The 24,091-nt window shown below is 46.1% G+C and carries 20 protein-coding genes and 1 pseudogene; 5 read left to right on the forward strand and 16 right to left on the reverse strand.

The genetic code is table 11. The features are described from left to right. Nucleotides 1–24 precede the first annotated feature (24 nt). Complete coding sequence (locus L6I86_RS15050; protein ID WP_236288307.1) at nucleotides 25–1,569, reverse strand: FAD-dependent oxidoreductase; 1,545 nt, start codon at nucleotides 1,567–1,569, stop codon at nucleotides 25–27. Between the two features lie 167 nt (nucleotides 1,570–1,736). Between L6I86_RS15050 and L6I86_RS15055 the strand changes: the two genes are divergently transcribed. Beyond that, a complete protein-coding gene (locus tag L6I86_RS15055) occupies nucleotides 1,737–2,267 on the forward strand; it encodes a GNAT family N-acetyltransferase (RefSeq protein WP_236288310.1) in 531 nt (176 codons plus the stop codon). A gap of 757 nt (nucleotides 2,268–3,024) precedes the next feature. Here the strand turns inward: L6I86_RS15055 and L6I86_RS15060 are convergent. The 4 genes from L6I86_RS15060 to L6I86_RS15075 all read right to left on the reverse strand — a co-directional run bounded on the left by L6I86_RS15060 (nucleotide 3,025) and on the right by L6I86_RS15075 (nucleotide 6,252). Next, nucleotides 3,025–3,249: a DUF1128 domain-containing protein gene (locus L6I86_RS15060; protein WP_236288657.1), complete on the reverse strand. Its 225-nt coding sequence runs from the start codon at nucleotides 3,247–3,249 to the stop codon at nucleotides 3,025–3,027. A gap of 125 nt (nucleotides 3,250–3,374) precedes the next feature. After that, nucleotides 3,375–4,031 (reverse strand): TetR/AcrR family transcriptional regulator, encoded by a 657-nt coding sequence (locus tag L6I86_RS15065; protein ID WP_056609034.1) that lies wholly within the window; start codon nucleotides 4,029–4,031, stop codon nucleotides 3,375–3,377. Nucleotides 4,032–4,089: 58 nt separating this feature from the next. Continuing rightward, the gene (locus tag L6I86_RS15070; RefSeq protein WP_236288312.1) at nucleotides 4,090–4,731 is read right to left on the reverse strand and encodes a YigZ family protein; all 642 of its coding nucleotides are present in this window, start codon (nucleotides 4,729–4,731) and stop codon (nucleotides 4,090–4,092) included. Nucleotides 4,732–4,896: 165 nt separating this feature from the next. Next, nucleotides 4,897–6,252 carry a glucose-6-phosphate isomerase gene (locus L6I86_RS15075; RefSeq protein ID WP_236288314.1) on the reverse strand — a complete coding sequence of 452 codons (1,356 nt, stop codon included), beginning with the start codon at nucleotides 6,250–6,252 and terminating at the stop codon, nucleotides 4,897–4,899. 124 nt (nucleotides 6,253–6,376) lie between these two features. Between L6I86_RS15075 and L6I86_RS15080 the strand changes: the two genes are divergently transcribed. Beyond that, entirely contained in the window at nucleotides 6,377–7,663 is a 1,287-nt protein-coding gene (locus tag L6I86_RS15080; RefSeq protein ID WP_338113412.1) for an NAD(P)-binding domain-containing protein, read from the forward strand. Between the two features lie 124 nt (nucleotides 7,664–7,787). Here L6I86_RS15080 and L6I86_RS15090 read toward each other — a convergent pair whose 3' ends face one another. From L6I86_RS15090 to L6I86_RS15130, 9 genes and pseudogenes are all read right to left on the reverse strand, one after another. Continuing rightward, a complete protein-coding gene (locus L6I86_RS15090; RefSeq protein ID WP_236288316.1) occupies nucleotides 7,788–9,308 on the reverse strand; it encodes a type 2 periplasmic-binding domain-containing protein in 1,521 nt (506 codons plus the stop codon). Between the two features lie 68 nt (nucleotides 9,309–9,376). Further along, complete coding sequence (locus L6I86_RS15095) at nucleotides 9,377–10,951, reverse strand: glycoside hydrolase family 43 protein (protein ID WP_236288318.1); 1,575 nt, start codon at nucleotides 10,949–10,951, stop codon at nucleotides 9,377–9,379. 71 nt (nucleotides 10,952–11,022) lie between these two features. Further along, nucleotides 11,023–11,895: a carbohydrate ABC transporter permease gene (locus tag L6I86_RS15100; RefSeq protein WP_236288319.1), complete on the reverse strand. Its 873-nt coding sequence runs from the start codon at nucleotides 11,893–11,895 to the stop codon at nucleotides 11,023–11,025. A gap of 30 nt (nucleotides 11,896–11,925) precedes the next feature. Next, on the reverse strand, nucleotides 11,926–12,819 hold the full coding sequence (locus tag L6I86_RS15105; RefSeq protein WP_236288661.1) for an ABC transporter permease: 894 nt from the start codon (nucleotides 12,817–12,819) through the stop codon (nucleotides 11,926–11,928). Nucleotides 12,820–13,159: 340 nt separating this feature from the next. Further along, on the reverse strand, nucleotides 13,160–15,478 hold the full coding sequence (locus L6I86_RS15110; RefSeq protein WP_236288321.1) for a helix-turn-helix domain-containing protein: 2,319 nt from the start codon (nucleotides 15,476–15,478) through the stop codon (nucleotides 13,160–13,162). Between the two features lie 70 nt (nucleotides 15,479–15,548). Beyond that, nucleotides 15,549–17,088, reverse strand: a pseudogene (locus L6I86_RS15115) (glycoside hydrolase family 43 protein). A gap of 37 nt (nucleotides 17,089–17,125) precedes the next feature. Further along, nucleotides 17,126–18,478 carry a glycoside hydrolase family 28 protein gene (locus L6I86_RS15120; RefSeq protein WP_236288324.1) on the reverse strand — a complete coding sequence of 451 codons (1,353 nt, stop codon included), beginning with the start codon at nucleotides 18,476–18,478 and terminating at the stop codon, nucleotides 17,126–17,128. Between the two features lie 321 nt (nucleotides 18,479–18,799). Further along, nucleotides 18,800–19,198 (reverse strand): phage holin family protein, encoded by a 399-nt coding sequence (locus L6I86_RS15125; protein WP_236288326.1) that lies wholly within the window; start codon nucleotides 19,196–19,198, stop codon nucleotides 18,800–18,802. 196 nt (nucleotides 19,199–19,394) lie between these two features. Next, nucleotides 19,395–19,820 carry an ArpU family phage packaging/lysis transcriptional regulator gene (locus L6I86_RS15130; protein WP_236288328.1) on the reverse strand — a complete coding sequence of 142 codons (426 nt, stop codon included), beginning with the start codon at nucleotides 19,818–19,820 and terminating at the stop codon, nucleotides 19,395–19,397. 166 nt (nucleotides 19,821–19,986) lie between these two features. Here L6I86_RS15130 and L6I86_RS15135 point away from each other — a divergent pair, with 166 nt between their 5' ends. From L6I86_RS15135 to L6I86_RS15145, 3 genes are all read left to right on the forward strand, one after another. After that, on the forward strand, nucleotides 19,987–20,391 hold the full coding sequence (locus tag L6I86_RS15135; RefSeq protein ID WP_236288330.1) for a helix-turn-helix domain-containing protein: 405 nt from the start codon (nucleotides 19,987–19,989) through the stop codon (nucleotides 20,389–20,391). Between the two features lie 86 nt (nucleotides 20,392–20,477). Continuing rightward, nucleotides 20,478–21,119 carry an ImmA/IrrE family metallo-endopeptidase gene (locus L6I86_RS15140; protein ID WP_236288332.1) on the forward strand — a complete coding sequence of 214 codons (642 nt, stop codon included), beginning with the start codon at nucleotides 20,478–20,480 and terminating at the stop codon, nucleotides 21,117–21,119. Between the two features lie 31 nt (nucleotides 21,120–21,150). Next, the gene (locus L6I86_RS15145; protein WP_236288334.1) at nucleotides 21,151–21,468 is read left to right on the forward strand and encodes a hypothetical protein; all 318 of its coding nucleotides are present in this window, start codon (nucleotides 21,151–21,153) and stop codon (nucleotides 21,466–21,468) included. An 81-nt stretch (nucleotides 21,469–21,549) separates the two neighbouring features. On the opposite strand, the gene ppnP is transcribed toward L6I86_RS15145, so the two are convergent. Continuing rightward, nucleotides 21,550–21,867, reverse strand: coding sequence for a pyrimidine/purine nucleoside phosphorylase (gene ppnP, locus L6I86_RS15150; protein ID WP_056609015.1), 318 nt, complete (start codon nucleotides 21,865–21,867; stop codon nucleotides 21,550–21,552). A gap of 78 nt (nucleotides 21,868–21,945) precedes the next feature. Further along, nucleotides 21,946–23,967, reverse strand: a complete 2,022-nt coding sequence (tkt, locus tag L6I86_RS15155) for a transketolase (RefSeq protein WP_236288336.1) — start codon at nucleotides 23,965–23,967, stop codon at nucleotides 21,946–21,948. Between the last annotated feature and the right edge of the window lie 124 nt (nucleotides 23,968–24,091).

The raw sequence follows: 24,091 nt of genomic DNA on the forward strand, positions 1-24,091 counted from the left end.
ACGCTCATGTCCTGAAGGGGCTAGTTACTCTACGGTCAGTTTGGTAAGCGCCTTTTTGGCAGGTCCTTCAATCACATCACCTTGAAAGGAATATCTAGAGCCGTGACATGGGCAATCCCATGTTCGCTCCGCTTCATTCCAATCGACTTCACACCCCAAATGGGTACAAGTCGTATCGACCACGTGCAGTTCTCCATTCGGTTCTCTGTACGCACCAGCTCTCTTCCCCTTCACGCTGACGACGGCCCCTTCATCAGGTGACAGTTCTTCAGGTTGCTTATGCAGCAAATCAAACTTACCAGCAACAAACTCTTTGGCGACGTTGGCATTCTGCATGACAAATGTTTTAATACTCGGATCGGCATGGAAACGATGCGGTGTAAATACTTCTTCGTAGGGACTCTTCTCCCCTAGAACAATCTTCGTATTTAGCAGCGCCGCTACCATGCTGGTCGTCATTCCCCATTTGCGAAAGCCAGTCGCCATGAGGAGGTGAGGAGCATCGGAAAATTGCTGTCCAATATAGGGCATTTTATCCAGCGTGAACACATCTTGGGCTGACCAACGATACAAAATCTCCTGTAGACCGAATATGTCCTCACCGAACTTCTGGAGATTTTCATAATACTGATGCGTACATAGACCTTGCCCTGTCTTATGACCCTCACCGCCGATAAGAACCGCAGGTTCTCCATGGATGGTGACAGCACGAAGAGAGCGACTTGGTTGCTCCACGTTGATGTACATCCCCCCAGGGAAAGCTTTCTTCGTGCGCGCTGCAATCACATACGATTTCTCCGCATGCAGGCGAGTGAAATACGCTCCCTTGATGTCGTTAAACGGATAATGGGAGGCTGTGACCACATAATTGCAAGTAACTTGATGCCCTTGCTTTGTTTTGACAATGGATGGCTGCTCATGGGTCGCACCTACGACGGTTGTTCCCTCATAAATATGACCACCCAGCTTCGTAATCTCCTGAAGGAGTCTGATCAGGTAAGGCACAGGATTGAACCTAGCTTGCCCCTTTAGTCGAATGGCTGCTTTCGTCGCGAAAGGCAGAGGCGTTGATTCCAGATAATCACCACCGATTTGCAGTTGCCCATAGGCCATATATTCGTCCTGTAGTTGGTTTAAATAATCATCATCACTCGTATAGAGATAAGCGTCTTCATCAGTAAGCTGACAGTCGATGTCTAGCTCAGTAATCGTTTGTTTAATCAGTATCAGCGCTTCTTGATTCGCCTCATAATAAAGACGAGTCTTCTCCTCTCCAAAATGGGAAAGAAACTCATGATATATAAGTCCATGTTGCGTTGTAATTTTGGCGGTCGTGTGTCCCGTCGTTCCTTCTAGGATTGGACCGGCATTCAGTACAACAACCTTAACTCCTCGCTTTGCGAGTAAATACGCCGTTGTGATTCCAGTAATACCTGCGCCAATGACGACTACATCGGTCTTCAAATCAGCAGCCAGTGAGGGAAACTGAGGGAGCTTGTCGACAGAATCGAGCCAGAATGACTTGGGGAATTGCGGTAAAGTAGCGGCGGAAGCCTCTCCATGATGCATCAATGTTACGTCTCCTTATGTGCCAATTTCTACCTATTTTGTCCTTGGCGGAGGGATTGTATGTATGTGAATTGGATGATGACTTGCCACGGAACATACGTTCCAATATGATGGAGATAACAGCAGAACTCAATTGCTAGATTACTAGGTATGTTAGGAGTGAGAAAATGTCAGAGAAAGTATCACAGGTTAGTATCGTTCCTTGGTCTGAATCGGATCTTGAACTTCTGCGGCTTATCAATGCTCCTGAGATGATGGAACATCTGGGGGGGCCGGAAACAGAGGAGCAGCTGGCAATTCGCCACAAACGCTATCTGGAAATCAGCGGCAAAGGCAAGGGTCACATGTTTAGCATCGTACTGCTGCCTGATCGTGAAGCCGTGGGTAGTATTGGATACTGGGACAGCCATTGGCAAGGGGAATATGTCTACGAAGTCGGTTGGAGTGTGCTTCCCGGATTTCAAGGGCGAGGACTAGCCAGTAGCGCCTTACAGGCAGCTATTTCCCATGCGAGTTCCGAGGCTAAATTTCGGTGGATGCATGCTTTCCCCTCGATTCACAATCCAGCATCGAATGCTGTGTGTCGCAAGCTTAACTTTACGCTGATGAGCGAGTGTGAATTTGAGTATCCACCAGGGCATTTCATGCAATGCAACGATTGGCGGTTGGAGCTCGCTGAATCCACGAGTGCCGATTGATGGGATTAAGCTGTTATAATTAACATTTGGCAGTCACTAGCATCACTGAAAATAGAAGTCGACCTCAGTTGGAACTCGTGGGATCATGCTGGGGTTTGTTGGATCGATTAACTGGATTTCCTACAACTAATTTCGGGGATATCTAGCATTGCTGGAGTTTAACTGGATTTCCTACAGCTAATTTTGCTAAGTATGAGTAGTTCGATAAGATTGTATGAGTAGTTCGATAAGATTTGCTGATATTTACCGGAGAGAATCCAGTTATTTTCCAAAAATCGGAGATTTGGCTTGAAATAGATGGAGAGAATCCAGTTAATCAAGGATGACTGGCGACCGACAAGGGGGGGGGACAGGAAGTAAAGAGAGTAACTAAAGGGTAACTGGAGAGTAGTGAGGATAAGAGAACCTGCCAAAATGCAAAAGAGCACTTGTTAGAATAGGTTTCCCCACCGTAATTGGAAATTGATGCAAATAGGCATCAATTTGGAGTGATTTCAGGAAATTATCCTTAAACACGTTAAAAAAGTTGCCTTTTTGCACGCATTCACCAATTTCAACCATAATTTAGTGATAAAGGTTGTATTTTTGCATTTTTGAGAAAGGTGAGCGATGAGTGAGCGTGATCAATCCAACCCCCGCGCTGTCCCTAGTAGTTCCAAGTTCGAGCTTGGGGCTTCATGCGAAATCACAACAAAAAACCGCTCCTCCAACACAAGGTCAGAAACAGCGGCAGGCTTATGGGGTAAGTTTTTATCTACTAGGCTTTGCGAATTTTCCCAAGTTCAGTTGTAATCGCATCAATCTCGCTAATGCTGAAACGATCCTTGCTCGTGACCATATCGTAAAGATCCTTCAAATCCTCGTACATTTCTTCTTTCACGTTGGAGGCTTTAATAGATCCTCCTGTTGCCATGCGCAGCTTTCTTGTAATACCTTCAAACATAAATTCAACGTTCTCTTCCGACCATACATTCAAATCCAATGTAATCATCCTTCCATCGCTGTCTTTTCATCATTTTAAAGCACATACAGGGTAATGTAAAATACAGTTTGTCCCCTTATGCAAAAAAAGAAGCAAAGACAGATCGTCTCGCTCCCTTATTTCTTCTATATCACGATTGATTTAAGTACATTCGGCCCAACCATTTTGACTAGCGGACGTTGCAATTCAGCTGAATCGACATCCAGGCTAACGCAGATAAGGCGAATATGCTCGTCAGCCAATTTACGTGCATCCTCGTATGATAGCTTAAACTGAATACAATAGGAAATAAAGCCATGTAAAGACATGAACAAATTCCAAGGAAGTGTAAACTTCCGGCTCTCAGCTCCTGGCTGATCTGCCATCACTTCACGAATCACAATGGCAAACATGTCCAAGCACTGCGCTTGTTCGGTACGCGAGTACTGCTGTAGTTCTGGCTCGTTAATCATAAACATCATTTCGTAGTGATTCGGATTACTTAAACCAAACCAGACGAATTCCATCATTAACTTTTGAAGCAAATTCACGCTAAACCCATGCTCACGAACAATCATTTCCCGCTGACGCTGCAGCAGTAAGGCAAAATCGTCTTTAATTAGTGCATAAAATAATTCAGCTTTTTCATTAAAATGGTAATATAACGCACCATGACTGTACCCCATTGCTTTAGCAATGCTTCGCATCGTTAAAGCGCGATAGCCGAAAGTAGCGAATAATTCCCGCGCCTCTGTAAGAATTCGTTCTCTGCTAAGCTCTTGCGCGACTGCTTTCCTAGCCATTCCTATCCCTCCGCATCCTCAGCTCATATGAAATTTGTTGGGTCTTCTGGGAGCCTGCCTATTCAGGCAAGCTCTCGTGAACGATGTATTCGTTCCTACCCGCGACGATCAAGCTTTGACCTTGTGTAACATCAGTTGCCCAATTCATGAATGCTTCCGCTTCAGCAGCTAAAGGATAACAAGGAACGGTTACTTTGTCCGTAAACCCAATATCCCCTAGCAACATCCCTTGATTTCTCAGTTCGTTTTCCAGCTTGCCATACCATGTATAATCGACTTCAATCAGCACGAGCTGATGATTTACTTTATAAATCGGCTTTCCTGCTTCTATGCCTGCCACAGCCCCATCCGTATAAGCGCGAATAAGTCCGCCAGCACCTAACATGATGCCACCAAAATAACGAGTAACTACGACAACGGTATTCTTGAGCCCTTGATGCTTCATCACTTCCAGAATCGGCTTCCCTGCGGTACCGCTGGGTTCTCCATCATCGGATTGCTTCTGGATTTGATCCCGCTCACCAATGATATACGCACTGCAATTATGCGTCGCCGCTCTGTGTTCTTTCTTGATCGCTTCAATAAACTGGATTGCTTCTTCTTCTGACTCTACGGGTTTAGCATGACCGATGAAACGTGACTTCTTGATGATAATCTCAGACGAACCATACGAATGGATTGTGCGATAATGTGCTAGCATAGCCAACCTTTCTCGGTAGAAGGAAACAACTGTTTCACTATATTCTACACACAACATAAGACTTCGACAATATAGAAAGAAAATTTACCACATAAATAATGGAAAAAAAGGTGCAAAAAAACGACCTATCCGATAGGATTGATCGTTTTTATTGTGAGTTGCTAATTACTGCTGCAAACGAGCTTCAAGTTCCGCCTTTTCTTTCTCATAGCCAGGCTTGCCTAAGAGAGCAAACATGTTCTTTTTGTATGCTTCAACACCTGGTTGATCGAACGGATTCACACCCATCAAATAACCACTGATGCCGCATGCTTTTTCAAAGAAATAGACCATGTATCCGAAAGAGTAAGGCGTCATATCCGGCAATGTTACGATTAGGTTCGGTACTTGACCGTCTGTGTGCGCAAGCATCGTGCCTTGGAATGCCTTCTTGTTCACGAAATCCATCGTTTTGCCGCTAAGGAAATTCAGACCATCCAGATCATCTGCATCTGTACCGATTGTGATATGATCAGCGACTTGGTCAACTTGGATAACCGTTTCGAACAAAATGCGATTACCATCTTGAACGAACTGTCCCATCGAGTGAAGATCCGTTGAGAAGTCTACCGAAGCAGGATAAATCCCTTTGTAGTCCTTCCCTTCGCTCTCACCGAACAATTGCTTCCACCACTCCGAAACGAAGTGCAAGGATGGTTCATAATTGACGAGGATTTCGATCGTTTTCCCTTTACGATACAAGGAGTTACGAACAGCTGCATATTGGTAAGCTTGGTTCTCGCTCAGCTTCGGATTCGAGAACTCTTGCTGCGCATCTGCCGCACCTTTCATGATCGCTTCAACGTCAATGCCTGCAGTCGCAATTGGCAGTAAGCCAACCGCTGTTAGCACGGAGTAACGTCCACCAACATCATCCGGAATAACGAAAGTTTCGTAGCCTTCTGCTGTTGCCAAAGTTTTGAGCGCGCCCTTCTCTTGATCCGTTGTTGCGTAGATCCGTTTGCGAGCGGCTTCCTTACCGTACTTCTTCTCCAATAGTTCGCGGAAAATACGGAAAGCAATCGCTGGCTCAGTTGTCGTACCGGATTTGGAAATCACGTTCACGGAGAAATCTTTGCCCTCAAGCAATTGAAGCAAATGTGTTACATATGTGGAGGAAATGTTATTTCCAACGAAATAAATTTCAGGTGTTTTACGCTTATCTTTTGGCAAAATGTTATAAAAAGAATGAGACAACATTTCTAGTGCAGCACGTGCACCTAGATAGGAGCCACCAATACCGATCACGACAAGCACGTCGGAATCCGATTGAATTTGTTTCGCAGATGCCCCAATGCGGGCAAACTCTTCACGATTGTAGTTCTCAGGAAGATCTACCCACCCTAAATAATCAGAGCCTGCACCTGTTTTGTTATGCAGTTGGTCATGGGCTAGCTCCACTTGAGCCGACAAGTAATCGACCTCATGCTGGGATAAGAAGGATAATGCCTTGCTGTAATCAAATTGTAGTTTTTTACTCAATAGGTTCGCCTCCATCTCTATTTTTTACCTTTTCCTAGCATACTTATTTGCTTGTCTAAAAGCAAGCGAGAAAGGAATTCACAGGTATTAATTCCCATGCTAAAATGAAGTCAGAGGTGAGGACATGAAACGTATCGGCTTTATTGGACTTGGCACAATGGGTAGACCCATGGCTGCTAACCTTATTCAAAAAGGGTTTATGGTAACTGTATATAATCGGACTGCTGGAAAAGCGGACGAGCTTGGGCAAATGGGGGCTGAGGTTGGCCTCACACCTGCGGAAGTCGCTCGCAGCTCAGATGTCCTATTTACGATGCTCAGCAATGATGCTGCGCTTCTCGAAACATTTTACAGTGAGCAAGGTATTCTGAGCGGTATCCACCCGGCACTCACGATTATTGACACCAGTACCGTATCTCCCCAAACAAGTCAAAAGCTCGCGGAAGAGCTCTCAGCGCATTTCGTCGACTTCATCGACGCGCCTGTTACAGGTACGAAGCCCGCTGCTGAAGCAGGAACGCTTACGTTCATGGTTGGCGGCAGCCGAGAAGTATTCGAGGAGCAGCTAGAATTGTTCCACGTTCTAGGCAGCAAAGCTCTTTACCTAGGGCCGAGCGGTTCTGGTTCCTATGCCAAGCTCGCTCACAATACCATGGTCGGGATTAATCTTGCAGGACTTGCCGAAGGCTTATCTATTGCAACAAAAGCTGGTATTCATCCTAGCCAATTCTTAGAAATCGTCCGCTCTGGCGGAGCCAATAGCAAGCAAGTCGAGCTCAAAGGCGATAAAATTCTCGATCGCGATTTCAGCAATCAATTCTCCTTGAAGCTGATGCTGAAAGATTTGCTGCTCGCGCAAGAAATAACGGGTAAATTTCAACTACCGACGCCAATGCTGCAGTCCGCCACCAATCTGTTCCAGATCGGCCTAAGCAAAGGCTTAGGTGAAGAAGATCTTAGCGCTGTCATTAAGTGCTACGAGGAATGGATGGGGCAAGAGGTTGTTAAGCCTAGTGAGCTTGTTGTTACGGAATCGGTGAAAGCCGCTTCTCCTCTCTCTGGTCGCGAACGTCGTAAAAATACACGTGTGCAGCTGGATATTAACTTGAAGCTGTCCATTTACCAATGGGAGCAAGAAGGTTCTTTCTCCGGGCAAAATATTGACGGAACTCTGTTCGATTTATCCGAAAGCGGGCTTCAGATCACAACGGATGTGCTGCTTGCACCAGATATGTTCGTCGTCATCCACTTCCCTCAGGAAGCTGGATTACCTCCGATCACGGGTCGTGTCATTCGCATCGTGACCGAAGGACGCAGCTTCCGCTATGGTTGTATGCTATCAGGCTTGCCGCCGTATGTGCGGATTAAGTTGGAGCAGTATATTGAGGATCATATTGCGAGTGCGGTATAAGGGATCAAAGCGTCACTCCATATAACGTATGTCACAAAACGTCTTTCCCCATTAAGGGGAGAGGCGTTTTTTAGCGTTAACCTGCCAAAGAGCCGTCCTAAAGGGACAGCTTTTGGGGAAACCGTTATTTCTTCTTCGCTTTTGCATAAGACTCTTTGAATTCTTGGATCACTTTGTCTCCGCCAGCTGTTCGCCACTTCTGAATCTCAGCCTTCCAGCCCGCTTCGTCAATTTTACCCATAATGAATTTCGTTTCGGCATCTGTAATCATTTGATCCAGCTCTTTGCCCTTCTCTGAGATCGTAGCCGAATCTAGCGTAAGCGCTGGGTTTACCACGATATACTTCTCATTTTCTAGACCAATCTTTTTGTTCTTATTGAACAGATCTGGCTGTTTCATAGGCTTCGCTATATTGTAGGCCTCGCTACGTTGAGGCAAGTTATCACGATAAGGCTTCACTTCTTTGGCATCCGCATCACGATCAAGCGGCTCAGTAAATTCGCCTTTATCCGCCCAATGCTTTCCTTCAATCCCTTTTACCAATAGCATTGCCATCGTCGGATCCATGAGCTTATCCACAAAGGTTAATACCTTCTTCATCTCAGCTTCGGTCTTAACGGATGACTTTGGAATCGCCAAGAAACCGTTGTTCCCACTCTCGCTCGGCAATTTGATGCCGTTCGGGCCCTCTAGAGGTCCTGCATCAATAACCGCTGTCGGCACAACTTTAATGAGTTTATCATACCAAGACTGCGCATTGCCTCCGCTAATCGTGATACCTCCGCGTCCTGATTGATATTGTTTATCAACTTCTGTCACGTCGACTACTGCAAAGTCTTGGTTAATCAACTTCTCTTCGTACAGCCGCTTAAACAACTTCATCGTTTCGAAGAATGGCTCCGTGACAAATTCTGGTGTAAAGCTGCCGTCCACGACTTGCCATTTGTTCGGCCCGCCTTGGGAAACGGTAATTCGCGTTAACAAGGAATCCGCGTCTTGATTATATCTTTTGGATAAAATGAGTCCGTACGTATCGTTCTTGCCATTTTTATCAGGGTCACCTGTGGTCATCCCTTTGGCAACGTTATACCAGTCTTCCAACGTTTTCGGTGCTTTAAGACCTAGTGCATCCATCCAATCTTTGCGGAAATGAACAACAGACCGTCCTAAATCACGAAATAAAGGAACACCATACACCTTACCGTTAACCGCAATATTGTCATAGAACTGCTGATTTTGAGCAGCCAGGTTTTTGTAATCTTTGAGATAGGGCCCGATTTCCCAGAACAAATCCGATTTGACGGAGCTAATGATACTCGGGTTATTGTAGTTTAGTTTGATCAACTTAGGCAGCTCATTCGAAGCAATCATGACATTAACCTTTTCATCATAGGCAGCCTGAGGTATCCATTGTATTTGCAGATCCGTGTTCGTATAGGCTCTAATCGACTTCTCCATTTCACTGTCTTTCGAAGGCACTTCACCAACCTGGTTCACCACAAGTGAAAGTGGAAAAGGCGTGTTGTCCGGAACCTTCGTCGTGCTTGCCGAGCCTGTATCTCCCGTACTCGAACAAGCTGTTAATACGGTCGTTGTCAACAAAGCTGTTCCCATAAGCGTCGCAATCTGTTTTCTTCTGTTCATGCTAGTTACCCCTCCAATGAATGATTATACGCTAAATGAAGCTTAAGCCGTTACTTGTTGGCTGAAGATCAATTCGTATCGAGCTCAACGTACTCAAAATAATCAAAATCCGCTTGGTTCTTGCACTGTCCGCCATTACTCTCCGCAAACAGGCCGATGTATGCGCCAACAAATCCACCAGCTTTATCCGCGCTCAAAATGGTAGCGTCGACATGATCACATAACAGCGTCCAAGCTTCCGCTATTTCAGCGTAGTCAAAGCGCAAGCTCTGTTCGAGCGCCTCCACCTTCAGATAGACGCGATCGGCATGGAGCTTACAAGAGGCAAGCACAGTCTCGATGCCATTCTCCCTTCTGACGAGTCGCAGGATCGTTTGGGAACTTTCATTCATGCTGATTTCCAGCCTGAATTGGAAGTCATTGTTCTGCAGCAGCACTAAACCTGCGGCTTCATGAGGGCTTCCCGGCGTGAACGCCACCGAAGTTCGCACGGCAAATGAGAAATGCTGCTGGCGCCGCCCTACGAAGCTTGGATTCTCAAACTTCGTGATGGAATCCGGCTTAAGCCGCAGCCTGAGATGCCCAGGCCGCTCCGTGAGGCTCCAGAAATCACCTCGCGGTGTCCGCAGGAAGCTCCACCGTTGATCCAACTCAGGTGCGTCGAAGTGATCGCACGCTGGCTTCGAAGACCAACGATGTTGTGGTAAATCTGGCCGACGCAGTTCCAATTCCACGATGCCTTTGCCTGGATTGACAACCGGCCAACCTTCTTCCCATATAAACGGAACTAGGAACGTTTCACGCCCCATATTCCGGTAATGCCCTCCATAAGGCCGGGAGGCTAGACAAACCATCCACCACTCCCCGTTTTGCGTTTCTACAATATCCGCATGCCCGACATTTACAATCCCGTAGGCTTGCCCTAAATGGCGATGCGTCAGTATGGGATTCGTTTTGCCGACCTCGTAAGGTCCCGTCAATGTCTCAGATCGAGCAATTGTCACGGAATGTGTATGACCAGTTCCACCCTCTGCGATGATTAAGTAGTAATAGCCGTTGATGCGGTACAAATGCGGCCCTTCCTGCGCATGAATGCCCTTCAATGCGCCATCCCATAAGCTGAAGGTTGGACCGACGAGTTGTTTCGTCTCCAGATCAAGCTCCTGCAGCCATATTTCCATATGCTTCGGATACTGCTGCCCAGCAGGCGGCATACGGTTACCGGTGTAATACGCCTTGCCGTCTTCATCGAAAAACAACGATGGATCTATTCCTGGCGCACCTTGAAGCCAGAAGGGGTCCGACCAAGGACCTGCTGGATTGTCGGCCGTAACGAAGAAATTCCTGCGCTCGCCTGTCGCACTCACCACGAATGTCGTGATCATATAGAAGACACCATTCGCATAGCGAATCGTAGGCGCATAAATTCCTCTGGAGCATGGCGTTCCGTCTAAGTTCAGCTGAGAGGGACGATCCAACACATGCCCTAACTGCTGCCAATGAACAAGGTCCTTACTGTGGAAAATAGGAACCCCTGGGTAATACTCAAACGTAGACGTCACCATGTAATAGTCATCCCCGACCCTACAAATTGAAGGATCAGGATAAAAACCAGGCAATATCGGATTACGAAATGTAGACATGTGTACGCTCCTCCTCTTCATAAAAGGGCTAATTATCGTGTGTTATCGCACCTAGCACCTAGCATCTAGCTCTAACCTTTAACCGAGCCTAACATAACGCCTTTTGTGAAATGCTTTTGCAAGAACGGATACACAATCAAGATTGGCAATGTTGCAAATACAATGACCGCCATGCGGATCGTCAAAGGTTGAATTTCCGTCTCATCGAATCCCGTGTCGCCAATCCGGCTTTGAGCCAGCATAATAATCTCTCGTAGGAGCACTTGAATCGGCCACTTCGCATTATCATTGATATAAATAATCGCATTGAAGAATTGATTCCAGTGTGCCACCGCATAAAATAAACCAAAGGTAGCCATGGCTGGCATGGAGAGCGGCAGCACGATTCGGAACAAGACACCGAGGTCTGTACAGCCATCAATTTTAGCTGAATCTTCTAACCCGTCCGGAATCTCTTGGAAGAAATTTTTCAAAACGATAAGATTAAAGGCACTAATGGCACTTGGAATCATCAGCGACCATAACGTATTCGTCAGATGCAAGTCCTTGACTACAAAATACGTGGGAATCATACCACCGCTAAACAACATGGTGATCAGAACGCCAAGTAAAATCGTTTGTCGTCCTCTTAGCTTCTTTTTCGCTAATGGATAGGCCATAAGGGCTGTGAATAATAAGTTGATAAACGTCCCGACGACCGTAATATAAATGGAAACCATCATGCTGCGAATCAAGGTATTCGTGGATAAAATATAGGTATAAGCAGAGAGCGACCATTCCTTGGGAAATAAGAGGATGCCGCCCTTGGCCACCTCGGATGGGCTTGTAAACGAAATGGCTAATACATATACAAATGGCAAGACACAGACAAGTGCGACAATGAGCAGCACCGTATAGTTAATTGCGTCAAAGATGCGGTTTCCAAGCGTTTTATCATAAGACATTGCAGTCATTCCTCCATTTATGAGCTATGATCAGTAGACGCCCTCTTGCCCAAATCGTTTGGCGAGCCAATTAGAGCCTAGAACAAGAAATAATCCAACTGTAGACTTGAATAAACCGACAGCCGCGCTGTATCCGAACTGCCCTTGCTCCAAGCCTTTCATATACACGTACGTATCAAACACTTCGCCAACCTCGCGGTTTGTCGGTGCAAGCATCAAGAAGATATGCTCGAAGCCCGCATCGAGAAAGTTACCTAGACGAAGGATGAAGAGAATCACAATCGTAGAGCTGATCGCTGGCAGTGTAATGTGCCACACTTGCCGCCACCGAGAAGCACCATCCATTCTTGCAGCTTCATATAATTGCATATCAACGCCAGCAAGCGCTGCCAAGAAGATGATGGTCCCCCAGCCAACTTCCTTCCAAATCGATTGCGTGACGATCATCGTTCGGAACCATTCTGGCTCCATGAGGAAGGCAATCTTTTCACCGGTCAACTTAAACAATAATTCGTTGAGTATACCGTTCTCTGTCGTAAGCAGAATGTAAAAGATACCAACGACCACGACCCAAGAAACAAAATGGGGGATATAGACTAACGTTTGTACAAACCGTTTGAACTTCTCCCTGCGTATCTCATTCATCATTAAGGAAAGTACGATCGGTAAGGGGAAGAAGAAAGCAATATTGTATAGGGCAAGTAATACTGTATTCCGGAATAATCCCCAAAACTGCGGTTCATTAAAGAAACGATGAAAATGCTTTAAGCCTACCCATGGGCTCCCCATATATCCCAAATGAGGCTTGTAATCCTGAAAAGCCATTAGGATGCCATACATCGGAATATATTTGAAAATAATGAAATACGCGACGCCAGGCAACAACATATAGTAAAGCCATTTGTCACGAATAAAATCTTGCATCCATATCGCCTTGCGCTGTTTGATTTTCGCTTTTTTGATTGGAGCCGCCTTCAATCCTGTATCTAGCTTCATGTCCATTCTCTCCTTCTGCTATCCATCCGATATGGGATATGACTCGAGTATGTTTGATCCCCCTATGTAAGGAAATACCTTGCAGATAACTTGATTGAAAGTTAGGAAGAGAACCATCTATCTATGGCCAATTACGGTATAACATAGCTTTCACACAACTTGGCGTATGCCGTAAGAAACCTCCATGTAACACGGCAAAAGGAAAAAGACTACCTCATTTACCGGTATCTAACCGTTATGAGATAGCCTTTATGATCTTAGGTGGTATCTACTTCTGATCGAGCAGCTCCCTATAGCTGCCTGGTGTCATACCGAAGGTTTTGCGGAAGGTTCGGATGAAGGCACTAATATTTTTATACTGCAATTTCTCCCCGATTTCTGAAATCTTCAGGTTCGTTGTCTCTAGCATCACTTTCGCCATGTTCATGCGGTACTCCGACAAATAATCGCTGAACGACACGCCAATTTCTTTCTTGAAAACACGACTTAAATAAACAGGATGGAAATTTAGGGCAGATGCACACGATTCCAACGTCATTTCCTGATCGTACTGCTCATGAATCATTCGCATTAGACGATCAGCAATATTTAGGAACTGAGTATCCGCCTTTTCCGTGAGAATACGGACAACCGGCGCGAATAACCGCGATTGAAACCATAAGGAAATTTCCTCGCGCGTCTGCAGTTTGAGGAAGCGCTCAATATCCCCATCTCCGTCCAATACCTTTTTCACAGATACGCCTCGGTCCTGCACAATTAATAAGATACGAGCCATCACCTGCATTAATAAAATATGATGCTCATGTAGAAACCCATCTTTATGCAGAATGGAAGATAAGTATTGGTTAAAGATGTCTACCGCCTTGGGTAACTGAACATCCTTCAACGCCTGAATTAACTGATCTTCAACGACCTTCAGATGCGCATATACGGCGGTTTCCGTATTCCCGTTCTGCTCCATGTCCTCATAATGAACAATGATATCGGGCCCCAGACTAATCCGAGATTTCAACGCCGTTAAACTTTCGCCATAGGCCTTAACCGTATAGGAAAGCTTATCGAACGACGCGCTAATGCCAATGCTCACTTGCAGTTGAAGGTACTGTTCCACAGTCGATTTAATCAACTCAGCGGTTTGGTAGAAATACGTTTTCAGATCCTGTGTTTGATCCGTAGACACTGCCAGCAACGTAACTTGGGATTCATTCAATAGAATGGGACTAAACCTGGATTGCTGTGGAAGAAGCTCCCCAACAATGTTATTAATAGCGAATAGCAGCAGTTCTCGATCCTGCTCCTGATAACGTGTATCCTGAAGATTATCGATTTGTACCGTAAGAACACCCAGATGATCCCACTCTATCGGAAACCCATACATTCTAGAACGGTACAAGAAATCACTATCGGAGATTTGACCCGTAAATAGCTTCAGCACAAAAAATTCCTTCAAATGAGCCGACTGCCCCTGCATTTGTTTCTCGAGCCGGCCTCTTGATACGAATAAAGATTGCAAGCTTTCCTTGATATAACTCCATTCATCTGTACCCAAACGTTCTGGATTGGCATCGGTATCCATCTTCTTCATAAATTCAAGCAGGCTGCGGATCGGTGTATACATGCGTCGGCTTCCATAGAAAGCAAAGATAAGCACAAGTAGTAAGATGAACCCACACACACCGGCAGTGAGTATGGCAATTTTCTTGCTTCCCTTCGTAATTTCCTCGATCGAAACAACATTTACAAAGGTCCAGCTATTGTTCCCAGAGGAAAGATACGATACTCCCATGTTCTTATCACCGATTTTCGCTTTGAAAAAGCCTTGCTTTTGCAGTTGATTACTCACACGATCCTGAATGATATGATTAATTTCACTGTTAGCTTCTTTGTCACTAGCTGTTGATAGGAAAGCCATTCCCGTTTTATCTAGGACATAATTGTTTCCTAGTGTGTTTTTGGCTGTCAACCCGCCATGGATTTCAGAGGTCGATATTTGTACGACGAGCAGTCCCTTAGGTGTATTTGTCTTTGGAGCAAGCGGGATTTTGTACACGAGACTGATTGTTTCGCTAGGGGCAGAAGTAAGTTCCGATGTCGTATCACTCTCAAGTGCCGTATTAACACTCCCTATATCCCTTGTATTCCAAAAAATACTTTCTGGTTGCTTCGCATAGGCTAGAAATTCCTTCTTATTGTCCATACTGTCTGCTAGCTTCAGCCCATTCAAAGAAACCGCCCAATCTTTCTCAATATTCATGAGATAGGCTTGCTTAACGACGGCTTTGGACTGCATATTATATAATCCTGTCATGAGTTCTCGAACTTGTATGAAGTCTTCACCGGTCAATGATTCATTCATACTCCCTTTAACGAGTGAGGAATTGACGAACTGTAAGGCGGACAGTTCCATCGATCTTAAAGTTTGTTCTACACGCATTTGCGTTTGCTGCAATAGCTGCAGATTACCCTCATTAACCTTTTCTTCGATATCTTGTGTGGCAATATAGTAAGAAGCAATACCAATGATGACTGTTGGAAGCGCACCGAGGATAAGAGTGAAACCGAGTAATCGAAGTAAGTATTTTTGCATGCCAGCACGATTCCCTTCCTAAGTATTGAAGACCAGCATGCGGAATCCTCGACGCCTCCACCAGTCTTAGTTACTCCACATGAAACCAGTCAATATCCACATACCCTTGGCTTGCAGCTTCACCTTTGGTAAGACAAAATAATCCAAGCTTGGCACCTACCCAGCCGCCGGGGACAGCTTCGAAACCCCTGCCAATTGGCAAGTAATTCGCCCCATCCCAACTATAGCTAAACGTGCAGGATGCCTCTAATTCTACGTCCACACGCAAACAGATCTCGTGAACGCCATGCGGTACAGCTACACTTTCCGTCATCTCTTCACTAGAGGATTCCTTATTCCCGCTGCCTTCACCAAAAACTAGCTTAAACCCTGTATCCGTTTTTTGCAACGCTGTGTAACGGTACGAATGCCCAAAAACAGTTAATCCCGCCAGATTTTGTTCATCGATGTGCTGGAAGGAAACCTTGGCTGTAGCTGCAAATACAGGCGCAGGAAACTTCTGACAGAGCACATTCGGAGCCTCATATAGCGTTGCTGCGTGCTCAGGGAGCCGTTGGGCGTAGAGGCGTAGGCTCCCTGGATTCACTGTGAGTGAATACCATTCACTTCTGCCATTGCAGCCCTAAGGATGGATCATCGAATTCGTCGCTGGTTTCCGGCACTGCAAGTGGATAGTCCCTGCCTACGTTAGGCTTAGCGTGAATAAGAACAGGCTCGCCAATGCCATCGCCGTTCGTATCTATGCCCATAACTGGCCAATCCTTCTCCCAGCTCATTGGCTGTAGATGCACAATTCTTCCGTATGCTTCGCGATCCTGAAAATGAAGAAACCAAGCCTCACCTGAATCCAGTTCAATAAATCCGCCTTGATGAGGCCCGTTGATCGGAGAATCTCCTTGATGCAGGACTATCTTATCCTCATAAGGGCCCATAATCTGTTTGGAACGTAGAATCGTCTGCCAACCAATCGGCACGCCTCCGGCAGGGGCAAAGATATAGTAATAGCCATTTCGTTTATATAGCTTAGGGCCCTCAATCGTTGGGTGATGCTCTGTTCCGTCAAAGATAATCTCACCATCACCTAGAAGTGCTGTTCCATCAGGACGCATTGGGCAAATTTTCAGCTTACTCTTAATACCCGTACGACTCTTTGCAAAAGCATGAACCAAATAGGCATTGCCATCTACATCCCACAATGGACATGGATCTATCCAACCCTTCACCTCTTTGACCAGATGCAAAGGTGACCAAGGACCCGCCGCATTCTCGGCAGTTGTCATATAAATCCCCTCATCCGGCGCGCTGAAAAATATCCAAAACTTGCTGTCGTGATACCGAATGCTCGGAGCCCACACCCCTTCCCCATGGCGCACCGCTTCATAACTATCTGGAAGACGATCTATCGCATGGGCGATTACGGTCCAGTTCACCAAATCCTTCGAATGTAAAATGGGTAAGCCAGGGGAGCTGTTGAAGCTCGAAGCTGTCATATAGAAATCTTCCCCGACACGCACGACATCTGGATCCGAATAATCGGCGTAAAGGATGGGGTTGCGGAATTGACCATCCCCTAAATCAGCATACCAGACTGGTTTCGGATGACGATCCATAAGTCGGATATGACTGCAATTTTTTTGCGTCAGCACGTCACCTGATTTCGCGTGTGATATGAACGTCCTGAAATAGAATATTTTGCGCATCGATACAGACGATACCTGTCTCTGCGGCAACGGTTACCCGCTCAAAATGCAGATCGTGAATCGGCATTTCCGGTAGCCCTCGGATGAAAATGCCCTTGGACGAGCCCTCACTTACCGTATCCTTAATCGAAATATGACAGAAACAAGGTGTTTCATCTGTGACCTCGACCCTATCCACCTCATCCTGTTTGATTTCATAATACATATCAAAAACAATCGCACTGTGGATGATATCCTTCATTTGAATATTTGCAATCTGGATATGCTCGACGATGCCGCCGCGACCTCTCGTGCTCTTGAAACGAAGTCCGTTGTCTGTGCCTATGAACGTACAATCTGAGACATCAACATGACGGATATCACCTGACATTTCACTCCCCACCGTAAAACCACCATGTCCGTGATACACGGTACAGTTTCGGATGGAGACATACTCCGTAGGCGCAGCCGCCTCGCGTCCTTGTAGGTTTTTACCGGATTTCAGGCAAATCGCATCATCTCCTACATCAAACATACAATCATGAATGTTCGCGAATCGGCATGATTCAAGGTCCAGCCCGTCTCCATTGACGGAATACCATGGATTCCGCACCTTGACGTTGCGAATCGTCACATGTTCGCATAGACGTGGGTGCAAACACCAGCTGCCTGAATTTTGAAAAGTAGGTCCATCCAATAGGACCTCTGTGCAAGCTGTTAACCCTAGCAGAACAGGGCGCAAGTAAACTTGATAGGGCTCATATTGAGCAATTTCGTAATTCCCTTCAGCCTGAAGTGCTTCTGTGCGCTTTCTCCCGATCATTGCTTCCTCGGTTGGCCACCACAAGTCATTGTCGTCCACTACGCCGCCAGATTCCACGATATCGTTCCATACCTGCTCAGTCATTTCATACTTCCTAACTGGACGCCACGCATCTCCTGAACCGTCGAAAATACCTTTCCCTGTGATCGCCACTTGATGCAGCTGCTCGCCATACAGGGCAGGCATGGCACGTACCGCTTTCAGGCCTTCGTAGTTGCTCAGTATGAGCGGATACTCCTCCCATTTTCGGCTAAACGTAACTAAGGCTCCCTCTTCCGTATGCAGCCGAACTCGGCTTTTCAGTTGAATGGGACCTGTTAACCAAATCCCGCGCGGGATGACAACCGTTCCTCCTCCCGCTGCTGCACAAACCTCAATTGCCTTGTTGATCGCTGCTGTGTTGGAGTGGATTCCATCCCCCAAAGCTCCAAACTCAGTAATCACATAGTGTCTATTCGGAAAATCAGGTACTTGCACGGTTTGAACTTTCTCTGTCATGATGTGCGCTCTCCTTACCTAATATTGTTTATTTTATTATTAAGGAAAAGTGTCTGATCAGCTATGCACTCCAGACAACCAAATTGCTAGATGAATTCAAATAGCTTGCTGTATAAGGGCTCTCGGGTTTCTTCAGCAGCGCAGATGAAGAAAGAAGTTGTCTCCTGCACATTGGTTACATGCTGCATATGACGGTTCACATCTGGCCTGACACTTTACGGAGCTCATTGGCTAAACGTTGGAATTCTTCCCTAGCTTCGACATCCTCCGTGCTTGTCCAAGCGGCAGATAAAAAGTTAATAATTTAATTGGCTTCCTTACTCACAACCCTTCCCCCTTGCTTCGCAAAACTTGAATCATTTGCTTCAAAAAGACTGGAAGAGGCAGACCTAAACGTCCGTAATTTTCCGTAATTGAAATAAACTCATTCGCTAAGTAAAAATAGATTGCGCCTGTCATCATGAGGTCTGTATCCAAGAGAATATCCATGCGATGTGCCAGCATAATGACAAGCAGCATCAGTCCTTTGCGTGCAAGTCTCCAAAAACCAACTTGACTGATAGACCCTTGCTGTTCTTTCATCGAGGCGGCAATGCCCGTAACATATTCGACGGTTATCGCCATTAAGAATAGACTGATAATCTCACTCCACTCACCCAAAGTGTAAGTCACAACGGCTCCAAACGTGTCTGAAAACAGGTTAAATCCAAAATTGTTCATGTGTTGCTCCTTTCTTTTCTTTTGTTTTGAATTTCAAAACATTTTTTTCTTTTCAAAACATTTCTTCACTCCTTACACCTCCGCCGGAACGGTTTCTTGTGCATCTGCTCAGCGACATCACCTCCCTTGCTTGGCTACATAACGATTATACCACGCCATATTTTAGGTGAACTGCCAATAAATGGCCAACTTTCAGTCACCCTTGTTGTAGCTTCACTTCCAACCGCAGCATGTACGCTAGCTTCTCGATCGCTCTAGCCTTCATCCGTCGATACGTACGCTCACTCAAATTAAGCTCATGAAACAGCAGAAAATCGAACGTCTTGTCCCTTTTTAAATAACGTTCCCGGATAATTCCCTGCTCTTGCTCGTCCAGCCGAGATATGGCCTGCTCCACTTCCTGACATATACCTCGCATGTGTTCATCTGATCCCGTCTGGTAAGGAGCTGTGTGCTCTGCCACTTTGAACCACTGATTCCTAGCGGAAATAGCTTCATTTCCTTTTCTTAAATCCCCCATCGCTCGGTACATACGTAAGGTTTCAAGCACAGTCTCCACCCTTTTGCGTGTTGCTCGGCGATCAATCTGTTCCTGCTCTATATTCAAAATACGTTTTACCATCCCTTGATCATCTCCTAAAATTTGTCGTTTTGAAATTCTAAACACATCATACGATCTCTTGTTTAAAATTTCAACACAAAAAGTTTTGATATTCAAAACTTTTTAGTGATCTCCCCCTTGTTTTTTGCACCGCTCACCATTTACAATAGAACCAGGTGATCAAACGATGAAAGATATGGTGCAATTCGGCATCCGAATCCGGGATCTGCGAAAGATGAATAATTATTCCCTCAGAGAGCTTGGCGAACGGTCCGGTGTTAGTTATTCATTTATTAACTCCATAGAAAATAACCGCTTTAGCCCCTCAAGGGAAACGGTTATCGCCTTAGCAGATGCGCTTAGCATCGCTGAGAAGGACGAGCTTCTGCTGCTTGCTGGATTTGCTCCAACGGAAGAGGAGTCACTCGATGGCTTATCTGGAGACGGTCTTGACGAAGTCGATGACCCTGATGTGAGCTTATTTTTTAAAGACTTCAAAAGTGCTCCCAAAGAGCGCCGCGACGAGATGCTCCGCTTCTGGAACTTTATCAAGGAGCAGCAGCAGAACCGAACACCTGACAGCCAGCAGTAATCTAGGTAATCTTTTAATAACGCAAAGCTAAGCCCTGACGGGCTTTTCTTTACCACAAATAAGCGAACATACATTCTTAAAGCGAGGTGTTTCACCTGTTCACTCATTACCAATCGACCTCTCTTGAGCAATGGGTTGAGGCTTTATATAGTCAACTTAGCATCACATCACCAGCTCAACTCACTATGACGAACTTGGCTGCTAAGCTGCATATTTGGGTTTATACGATGGATATGAACAGTATGGCCATCGAGAAAGATGGACTATTCACCATCAATGTTGACCGCCGCTTATCCGCCAAAGAACAGTGGGAAGACTTTCTCCATGAGCTTTGTCATGTGCTTCGTCATTCCGGCAACCAAATGGTGATGCCTGATCGCTATGTCGATTGGCAAGAGCAGGATGCATCTGCGTTTCAACTCTACGCGGCTATTCCTATGTCTATGCTGAAGAAACTTTCGCTACCTGAACAAAAGAATGAAATGGTCGCCTTTCTTTCTGAAGAATTTCAGGTGACGTATCGGCTTGCCAATGAACGGATTGAACAAATCCAGCGACGCGTCCTGCAAGGGATATTGGATCATGAATACCAACAATTCTCACAGAGTCAAGTGAGGACGTACGACTCAGCCAACTGGTCTGACGCAACCCGCGCCATCATGAACAAGCTCGAGCAATTGCAGCGAAAAGGAGGAATGGCTGATCGTCAAGCTAGCCGTCTTTTATGACTTTCATGAAGAGCGCATACAACCATCGATCATGGCGCTGCGTTTTCAGCCTAACGAACTCGACTTTAGTAAGACAACCCTTTACATTCCAATAAGCGCTCCTTTTCAGCAGCTTCATATGGAAGAAATCCCCGAGCTAGAAGCCGGAATAACCGTGCTGATCGAAGACCTCATCGTCAATCCTGCACGTCCTGCGTCTTTTGGGATCAGCCTCTCACGAATAAAGCAACGACATACGCTCCTACTCGATGAGCACCCTTCAATCCAGCAACTATGGATACGCATGACCGACATCGAAGAAGTACTGCAGATGGAGATCCGCTCCTTCTATAGCTGGTCTTCCAAATAAAAAACCATACATCCATTGAACATATTGTTCAATTACGATGTATGGTTTTTTTGTCTTTAAAGCGTTCGACTCACCGCGTGATTACTCAGCGATATAAGAACAAATATAGTCGCTCACGGTTTTCACTTCGAGCTTGAATTTCGCGTTCGCTGGCACGGTGAACTCACCTTGACCACTGATTGTAATCCACTCTGTGCTGCCTGGAAGCAATACGTTCAGCTCACCAGCTTGGATTTCCATAATTTCTTTCACATCTGTTCCGAACTCATATTCACCTGGAAGCAGGATGCCTAGTGTTTTCTTCGTTCCGTCTGCGAATTGCACAGTGCGGCTTGTTACTTTTCCATCGAAATAAACATTGGCTTTCGTAAGTACGGTTACATTTTCAAAGCTGGACATGGTTAAAAGTTCCCCCTCTAAAATGACTATGAATAAGTACAAGCCGAGGCTCAGACGAGCTGAGCCCCTGCCATTATTTTAGCCTAACAAAGCTTTTACGCGTGCTGCAACGTTCTCTGGTGAGAAGCCGTATTCTCTAAGAACGGTATCCCCTGGCGCCGATGCTCCGAAAGTGGAAATGCCTAGGATTGAACCCTCATCGCCTGTATAACGCTCCCAGCCAAGTGGGTACGCCATCTCAACAGCGAGACGCTGCTTCACGCCTGGTAAGATAACGGAATCTTTGTATTCTTTGGATTGCTTCTCGAATAGTTCCAAGCTCGGTAAGCTGACAACGCGAACGTTGATGCCTTCGGCTTGCAGCAATTTTTGAGCAGCTACAGCCAGTTGTACTTCGGAACCAGTTGCTAGGATTTGTGCATCCGGTTGACCGTTTGCAGCGTCAGATACCACGTATCCGCCTTTGCTTAGGTTCGCTTTAGCTCCTTCAACCGTACCTGGAAGGATCGGCAAGTTTTGACGAGTCAAGACAAGCGCAACTGGACCTTTCGCTTCGGAAATCGCATAACGCCAAGCTTCGGACGTTTCGTTACCATCAGCAGGACGGATGACTGTGATGCCTGGAATCACACGAAGTGCCGGCAATTGCTCGATCGGCTCATGCGTCGGTCCATCTTCACCAACAGCGATACTATCATGCGTTAGAACATAAATAACAGGAAGCTGCATAAGTGCTGCAAGACGGATAGAAGCACGCAGGTAGTCGGAGAATACGAAGAATGTTGCACCGTAGACTTTAACACCACCATGAAGCGCCATACCATTCATTGCTGTACCCATACCGAACTCACGAACACCGAACCATACGTTGCGACCAGCATAGTTGCTAGCGCTGTAGTTGGATTCGCCTTTGATCATCGTGTTGTTGGAGCTCGCTAGATCCGCGGAACCACCAATCAATTGCGGCAATTTGCCTGCAACAGCATTGATCGCATTACCAGAAGCAACACGCGTAGCCATAGGCTTGTCTTCTGTTGTGTATTTAGGAAGATCAGCATCCCATCCAGCTGGAAGCTCACCATTCACAGCAGCGCTGAATTGGTTGCCAAGCTCTGGGTACGCTTTGATGTAATCGTTCAACAGGTTGCTCCAAGCTTCTTCAGCAGCAGCACCTTCTTGCCCAATTTCAGCATAGTGTGCACGAACTTCATCTGGAACAAGGAAATCCGGCTCTTCTGGCCAGCCATAAGCTTGCTTCGTCAATTTCACTTCGTCGCCGCCAAGTGGTGAACCGTGTGGTCCAACGTGACCGCCTTTACCACCTTTGTTCGGGGAACCGAAACCGATTGTCGTTTTCACTTCAATCAACGTAGGACGAGTTGTATCAGCTTTCGCTTCAGCAATCGCCTTGGAGATTGCTGCAAGGTCATTCTGCTCTTCTACGCGAATCACTTGCCAGCCGTAAGCTTCGAAACGTGCTTGCACGTTTTCAGAGAACGCCATATTCAATTCGCCATCAAGCGAAATATCGTTGGAATCGTACATCATGATCAATTTGCCCAGTTTCAAATGAGCTGCAAGGGAAACCGCTTCAGAGGAAACGCCCTCCATCATATCGCCATCGCCGCAAATTGCGTACGTGTAGTGGTCGATAACTGGGAAGTTCTCTTTGTTGTAAGTCTCTCTCAAGTGAGCTTCAGCCATCGCCATACCTACTGCCATACCAACGCCTTGTCCAAGTGGACCTGTCGTTGCATCAACACCTGCCGTGTGACCATACTCGGGGTGACCAGGGGTTTTGCTTCCCCATTGGCGGAAGTTCTTGATCTCTTCCATTGGCAGATCATAGCCACATAGGTGAAGTAAGCTGTATAGAAGCATGGATCCGTGTCCTGCAGATAGAACAAAACGGTCACGGTTTACCCATTTAGGATTCGAAGGATTGTGTTTCATATGCTGTTTCCACAGCACGTAGGCCATTGGTGCAGCTCCCATTACCATACCTGGGTGGCCTGATTTGGCTTTCTCAACCGCGTCGATACCAAGCGTACGGATCGTGTCGACGGCTAATTGTTCAATTGTTTTGTTTGATGCTGTCATTCGATATTTCCCTCCATGATTTCTGTATTTTCATCAGCCAATTAACTTGTACATACAAGTGACTTTACTCGCTTGCATTATTGTACCATTTGCTTTAAGGCTTTGCCACAATAACCCGTTAAAA

It is taken from the genome of Paenibacillus allorhizoplanae (assembly GCF_927798215.1).
In the GTDB taxonomy this organism is placed as follows: domain Bacteria; phylum Bacillota; class Bacilli; order Paenibacillales; family NBRC-103111; genus Paenibacillus_E; species Paenibacillus_E allorhizoplanae.

Coding starts and splice junctions, on each gene's coding strand:
- L6I86_RS15050 (WP_236288307.1), bottom strand. CDS start 1,569: ATGCATCATGGAGAGGCTTCCGCCGCTACTTTACCGCAATTCCCCAAG.
- L6I86_RS15055 (WP_236288310.1), top strand. CDS start 1,737: ATGTCAGAGAAAGTATCACAGGTTAGTATCGTTCCTTGGTCTGAATCG.
- L6I86_RS15065 (WP_056609034.1), bottom strand. CDS start 4,031: ATGGCTAGGAAAGCAGTCGCGCAAGAGCTTAGCAGAGAACGAATTCTT.
- L6I86_RS15070 (WP_236288312.1), bottom strand. CDS start 4,731: ATGCTAGCACATTATCGCACAATCCATTCGTATGGTTCGTCTGAGATT.
- L6I86_RS15080 (WP_338113412.1), top strand. CDS start 6,377: ATGAAACGTATCGGCTTTATTGGACTTGGCACAATGGGTAGACCCATG.
- L6I86_RS15090 (WP_236288316.1), bottom strand. CDS start 9,308: ATGAACAGAAGAAAACAGATTGCGACGCTTATGGGAACAGCTTTGTTG.
- L6I86_RS15095 (WP_236288318.1), bottom strand. CDS start 10,951: ATGTCTACATTTCGTAATCCGATATTGCCTGGTTTTTATCCTGATCCT.
- L6I86_RS15100 (WP_236288319.1), bottom strand. CDS start 11,895: ATGTCTTATGATAAAACGCTTGGAAACCGCATCTTTGACGCAATTAAC.
- L6I86_RS15105 (WP_236288661.1), bottom strand. CDS start 12,819: ATGCAAGATTTTATTCGTGACAAATGGCTTTACTATATGTTGTTGCCT.
- L6I86_RS15110 (WP_236288321.1), bottom strand. CDS start 15,478: ATGCAAAAATACTTACTTCGATTACTCGGTTTCACTCTTATCCTCGGT.
- L6I86_RS15120 (WP_236288324.1), bottom strand. CDS start 18,478: ATGACAGAGAAAGTTCAAACCGTGCAAGTACCTGATTTTCCGAATAGA.
- L6I86_RS15125 (WP_236288326.1), bottom strand. CDS start 19,198: ATGAACAATTTTGGATTTAACCTGTTTTCAGACACGTTTGGAGCCGTT.
- L6I86_RS15130 (WP_236288328.1), bottom strand. CDS start 19,820: ATGGTAAAACGTATTTTGAATATAGAGCAGGAACAGATTGATCGCCGA.
- L6I86_RS15135 (WP_236288330.1), top strand. CDS start 19,987: ATGAAAGATATGGTGCAATTCGGCATCCGAATCCGGGATCTGCGAAAG.
- L6I86_RS15145 (WP_236288334.1), top strand. CDS start 21,151: ATGGCGCTGCGTTTTCAGCCTAACGAACTCGACTTTAGTAAGACAACC.
- ppnP (WP_056609015.1), bottom strand. CDS start 21,867: ATGTCCAGCTTTGAAAATGTAACCGTACTTACGAAAGCCAATGTTTAT.
- tkt (WP_236288336.1), bottom strand. CDS start 23,967: ATGACAGCATCAAACAAAACAATTGAACAATTAGCCGTCGACACGATC.